The following is a 4,394-nucleotide window of genomic DNA, read 5'->3' as shown; positions in this document are numbered from 1 at the left end:
CGGTCTTAGGTAGCAAATGCACCAAATTGCCGACTGGATGGGGAGCGTTGTATCGGGTCCAATGGCAGCATGCCTGAGCTTCTGATTGTCCAGACCCTGACTGACAAACGCGCCGAGATCCTCGGCCGGATCAGAGCCTATGAGGCTCAAATCGCGCAGGCCAAGCACGATCTGGCGCATGTAAACGCGACGATGGAGTTATTTGTCGCGCCGGAACGGCAGCGCACCCGTTACATGGTCAGCCACGGGTTCTTCAAGAAGGGCGAGATCGCCGACATCTGTGTTCGTCACCTTGATGTAGATGGCGAGATGTCGACGCGGGAACTGGCTGAACGGGTCATGGCAGAGCGCGGCCTCGACAGCTCGGACGCGGCGCTACGGAACTCGGTAGTGTTCAAGGTTGTCCAGGCGCTGCGTCACGCAAAACGGCGCAAGCTGGTTCGCATGGTGGAGAAGCGGAAGGGCATGTGCGTCTGGGCGGCAGGGGACGCGGTCACGCTGCGCGTCGTTGCCAGTAGCCCTTCCACGTCCGACTGACCGGAACGGCGAGCGCGCCGCCGATCAACCGATCAGCAAGGCAGCCATTGCTTTCGTCGCGATGATCCTCAAGCCAGGCGGCGTGGGTTGCGTAGGCATCCAGATATCGCCCCTCGACCCTCAGATGTTGCCCGCCGATCATGCGCCTCAGTCGCGAGAAGTAGCTTTCCGCCAAATTGGTATTTGCCCCGTAACGGCTGTAAGCCTCTGAATGATTGATCCTTTGCATGTCGAAGTCGGGCTCCAGCAAGTCCCAATGTGCGGTCTCGTCCGCCGCAATCAGGGAGCCGGGGGCGACCCGTTCCCGCGCAAAGTCGACGCCTTGGGCCTCTCTCAGGAATGTCCTGGTTACCGTTCGGCCAGCGCGCTGACGAAGGACGACCACGACACGGCGCTTGCCGCTTCGATTGCCCAGCCGCCGACGGTCAACGCGGTCCTCGCGCAGATTGGCGGGACGGACATGGCCTCCGAAGGAGGCCCCATCGATCTCGATCGTGCCGACCAGATGGATGTCGCGGGTCTCCGCCTCCATCGCTTCCCGCAGCTTGTGCATCAACACGAACGCCGTCTTGTGCTGTACATTCAGGTCACGCGAGAGCTGAACCGCGGACAGACCTTTGGACGCGTTCACAAGTAGGCAGATCGCACCGAGCAGATCGACAAAGGCGAGCTTGCGAGACGCGAAAATGGTGCCTGACGTCACGCTGAACTGCCGATGGCAGGCCGCGCATTTGAACCGGCGCCGGGTGGTCAGGTCATAAACATCAATGCATCCGCAAAGCGGACAGATCGGCGCGCCCTCCGTCTCAGGCCAGCGCAGACGACAGAACCGCCGATAGGCCACCTCCTCACCCTCCGAAAAGATCGCCTTCAACGAAAGCGTCCGTGCCGCAGCCGACAGAAGAAAATGCTGAGCCATCATCGCCCCTCAATATCAACAATGTTCACGTTATGTTCTAAAATCCACAAGAATGCAAGGCTTGGTGCATTTGCTACCTAAGACCGAGTTGCTCAACGGCGAGGTCTTCTCCACGTTACGCGAGGCCCAGATCCTGATCGAACGCTGGCGGTCACTATAACACGGTCAGGCCTCACAGCGCCTTAGGGTCAGGATGACGTGTTTTCGTAGCAAATGCAGCGTATAGGATCACGCTTTGAAGAAATGATTCCCTTTCAAATTGATTGTCACAGTTGATCACATGTTCTTTCAGAACAGGATCCCGCTCGTAACACGGTCCAGCGTCCCGACCCCCCCCAAAAAAAACTTTGCGGCAGCACCTATTTATAAGCTTCAAATGATCACGATTTCACAGAATATTCGCTGGCTTCTGTAACGTGGTGATGAATGCGGCCGTCGAAGAATTCGGCGACAATTTCGCCGGTGATGTTGCGCGATACTATGCGCGCGTCAGAGTTCATAGCCTCTGCCATGGCGTCGCGGTCGGGGTAGCTGATGGCAAGTATTAGCGGGAATTCGGGCGCACCTTCGTCGCGTTCGGCACCGAACATCACGCGGACTTCGCAACTGCCGGGGAACTGGGTCCACACCGGCACCAGCCGTGCGTTGACAGCGGCGCGAAAGGCATCGGTCTTGCCGTCCTTGATGTACCCCTCAAACAGGGCGTAGCGGGTGATCATTTGAAAGCATCCTGATTTGGCCCTTGGAAATATTCCATGAGGGCAGCCTGGTCTTCACCGCCCAGACCAGCGGCGGTCAACATGCGGTGGATTTCGTTACAAAGTGCTGTCATCGGCATGGATGTGTTCGTGCGGCGTGCCAAATCCTGCGCGCCGTTTAGATCCTTGACCATGTTGTCGATACGGCCGGTGCGGCGATAGTCCTTGGTCGCGAAACGCGGCATGTATTCCTGAAGGATCGCACTGTCCGCGCGTCCGCCTTTCAAGGCTATGGGGATCATCGCGGCATCGACACCGGCGTCCAGCGCCAGTTGCGTCGCCTCGGCCACGGCCATGAAGTTCAGGCCGCACAACACTTGATTGATCAGCTTCGTCGTCTGGCCTGCACCGTGGTCGCCCATACGCGTAATGTTGCTGGCGACGTGGGCAAGGACAGTTTTTGCGTCATCGACATCGGCGATAGTGCCACCGCACATCAATGTCAGCTCGCCGGTTGCGGCCTTGGGTGCGCCGCCGGACAGTGGGCTGTCGACCCAGCGCAGGCCTTGCGCTGTTGCCATTTCGGCCAATTCGCGGGTGGCACCGGGGTCGATGGACGACATATCGATGATCAGCGTGCCGGGTTTCGCACCTGCTGCCACCCCGCCATGGCCAAAGACCGCGGCCTTGACGATATGCGGCGCATTGAGCGAGGTGATGACGTAATCCGATGCGGCTGCGGCTGCGGCGGCGCTATCGGCGGCGATGGCACCCTTGTCCACCCGCGATTGCACCGCGTCGGCGTTCAGGTCGAACACGGTCAGGGTCTGGCCGGTCGCGATCAGGCGTGCGCCTATGGCACCGCCCATTGCCCCACAGCCGATCAATGCAATCTTGATTGTCACGCTAATGTCTCCTTTTGCCGGATGCCTGCCACAAGCAAAGCTACGATCTCGTCAGGCTTATTTTCGATCTCTGCGACGATGACGCTTTCGCCGTCGGCAGGCTCTTCCAACGTGGCAAGCTGGCTGTCCAGCAGGGTGGCGGGCATGAAATGGCCGCTGCGGTCGTGCATCCGGTCCACCAGCGTATCGCGCTGCCCCCGCAGATAAAGGAACGTCACCGGCCCGCCTGTATGGGCACGGAGCAGGTCGCGGTAGCTGCGTTTCAATGCCGAACAGGCGATGATCGTGTCATTGGTCAGCCGTTCCCCCACCGCGACCAGCCAAGGCGCGCGGTCTGCGTCATCCAGTGGCTGCCCACGCGCCATCTTGTCGATGTTGGCCTGCGGATGCAGGCTATCGCCATCAACGAAGTCCAGACCTGCGACGCTGGCGACACAGGTGCCAACGGTGCTTTTGCCGCAGCCGGACACACCCATGATGACATAGCGCGTCATAGCGATGCCGTAATGCCGCCGTCGACGAATATCGTCGTGCCGTTGACAAAACTGGAGGCCGCCGACGACAGGAAAATCGCGGCGCCGACCAGTTCCTCTACCTTGCCCCAGCGACCTGCCGGTGTGCGTTTGGACAGCCAGGCGGTAAATTCGGGATCGTCCACCAGCGCCTGATTAAGCGGTGTCTCAAAATAGCCAGGTGCAAGTCCGTTGCATTGAAGACCATATTTTGCCCAGTCGGTTGCCATGCCTTTGGTCAGGTTGGCCACCGCACCCTTGGTGGCGGTATAAGGTGCGATGCCCGGTCGGGCGAGGGCGGTTTGAACGGAACAGATATTCACGATCTTGCCTGCGCCGCGCTTGATCATGTGCCGCGCGACGGCCTGCCCGACATGAAACACGGATGCGACATTTGTTTGCAACAGACGCTCGAAAGCGTCTGCGGGAAACTCTTCCAGCGGGCCGCGATGCTGCATCCCGGCATTGTTGATCAGGATGTCGATAGGGCCGGTGGCCGCTTCGAACCCGTCAACAGCTGCGCGCACGGCGTCGTGGCAGGTGACATCGAAAGCCAGTTCATGCACGGTTCCACCCGTTTCGCGCAACGCGCGGGCCGCGTCAGCCAGTTTCGCCTTGTCGCGTCCGTTCAGAATTACCGCTGCCCCGGCGTTTACAAGACCCAAGGCCAATGCTGCGCCGATGCCTTGCGATGATCCGGTAATCAGAGCGCGTTTTCCGCTCAGGTCGAAAAGTTTAAGGGTCATGGCAACCTCCGCTTTGCACTCGACAATCACTTTCTCGTCTTTTATGTTATCGTTAACAATCAAGTCAAGGAAGGATT

6 protein-coding genes and 1 pseudogene are annotated in these 4,394 nt (G+C 59.5%); 2 read left to right on the top strand and 5 right to left on the bottom strand.

The window, feature by feature from the left end; translation table 11 throughout:
- Positions 1-69: 69 nt before the first annotated feature.
- The gene (locus tag ACEW8G_RS00460; RefSeq protein WP_373486487.1) at positions 70-537 is read left to right on the top strand and encodes a hypothetical protein; all 468 of its coding nucleotides are present in this window, start codon (positions 70-72) and stop codon (positions 535-537) included.
- Here the strand turns inward: ACEW8G_RS00460 and ACEW8G_RS00455 are convergent.
- Positions 494-1,456, bottom strand: coding sequence for an IS1595 family transposase (locus tag ACEW8G_RS00455; RefSeq protein ID WP_373486488.1), 963 nt, complete (start codon positions 1,454-1,456; stop codon positions 494-496). The two genes, ACEW8G_RS00460 and ACEW8G_RS00455, sit on opposite strands and share 44 nt — an antisense overlap.
- 79 nt (positions 1,457-1,535) lie before the next feature.
- On the opposite strand from ACEW8G_RS00455, the pseudogene ACEW8G_RS00450 reads away from it, so the two are divergent.
- Positions 1,536-1,653 (top strand): annotated as a pseudogene (locus ACEW8G_RS00450) (integrase core domain-containing protein); the annotation flags it as partial.
- A 183-nt stretch (positions 1,654-1,836) separates the two neighbouring features.
- On the opposite strand, the gene ACEW8G_RS00445 reads toward ACEW8G_RS00450, so the two are convergent.
- The 4 genes from ACEW8G_RS00445 to ACEW8G_RS00430 form a co-directional block, all read right to left on the bottom strand.
- The gene (locus ACEW8G_RS00445) at positions 1,837-2,175 is read right to left on the bottom strand and encodes a hypothetical protein (protein ID WP_373486486.1); all 339 of its coding nucleotides are present in this window, start codon (positions 2,173-2,175) and stop codon (positions 1,837-1,839) included.
- Positions 2,172-3,059: an NAD(P)-dependent oxidoreductase gene (locus ACEW8G_RS00440; protein WP_373486485.1), complete on the bottom strand. Its 888-nt coding sequence runs from the start codon at positions 3,057-3,059 to the stop codon at positions 2,172-2,174. Before ACEW8G_RS00440 ends, ACEW8G_RS00445 begins: the two co-directional genes overlap by 4 nt.
- On the bottom strand, positions 3,056-3,553 hold the full coding sequence (locus ACEW8G_RS00435; RefSeq protein WP_373486484.1) for a gluconokinase: 498 nt from the start codon (positions 3,551-3,553) through the stop codon (positions 3,056-3,058). The genes ACEW8G_RS00440 and ACEW8G_RS00435 overlap by 4 nt, the downstream gene beginning before the upstream one ends.
- Positions 3,550-4,394 (bottom strand): SDR family oxidoreductase (locus tag ACEW8G_RS00430; RefSeq protein WP_373486483.1); only part of this gene is annotated, 845 nt, incomplete at its 5' end. The genes ACEW8G_RS00435 and ACEW8G_RS00430, both read right to left, overlap by 4 nt.

The organism is Blastomonas sp., assembly GCF_041747255.1.
Taxonomy (GTDB): Bacteria; Pseudomonadota; Alphaproteobacteria; order Sphingomonadales; family Sphingomonadaceae; genus Blastomonas.
The sequence above is the reverse complement of the archived record's forward strand: the minus strand, read 5'-3'. Positions and strand labels throughout refer to the sequence as shown.

Excerpts from the sequence above, each read along its gene's own strand:
- ACEW8G_RS00435 (WP_373486484.1), bottom strand. The coding sequence starts at position 3,553 with ATGACGCGCTATGTCATCATGGGTGTGTCCGGCTGCGGCAAAAGCACC.
- ACEW8G_RS00445 (WP_373486486.1), bottom strand. The coding sequence starts at position 2,175 with ATGATCACCCGCTACGCCCTGTTTGAGGGGTACATCAAGGACGGCAAG.
- ACEW8G_RS00455 (WP_373486488.1), bottom strand. The coding sequence starts at position 1,456 with ATGGCTCAGCATTTTCTTCTGTCGGCTGCGGCACGGACGCTTTCGTTG.
- ACEW8G_RS00460 (WP_373486487.1), top strand. The coding sequence starts at position 70 with ATGCCTGAGCTTCTGATTGTCCAGACCCTGACTGACAAACGCGCCGAG.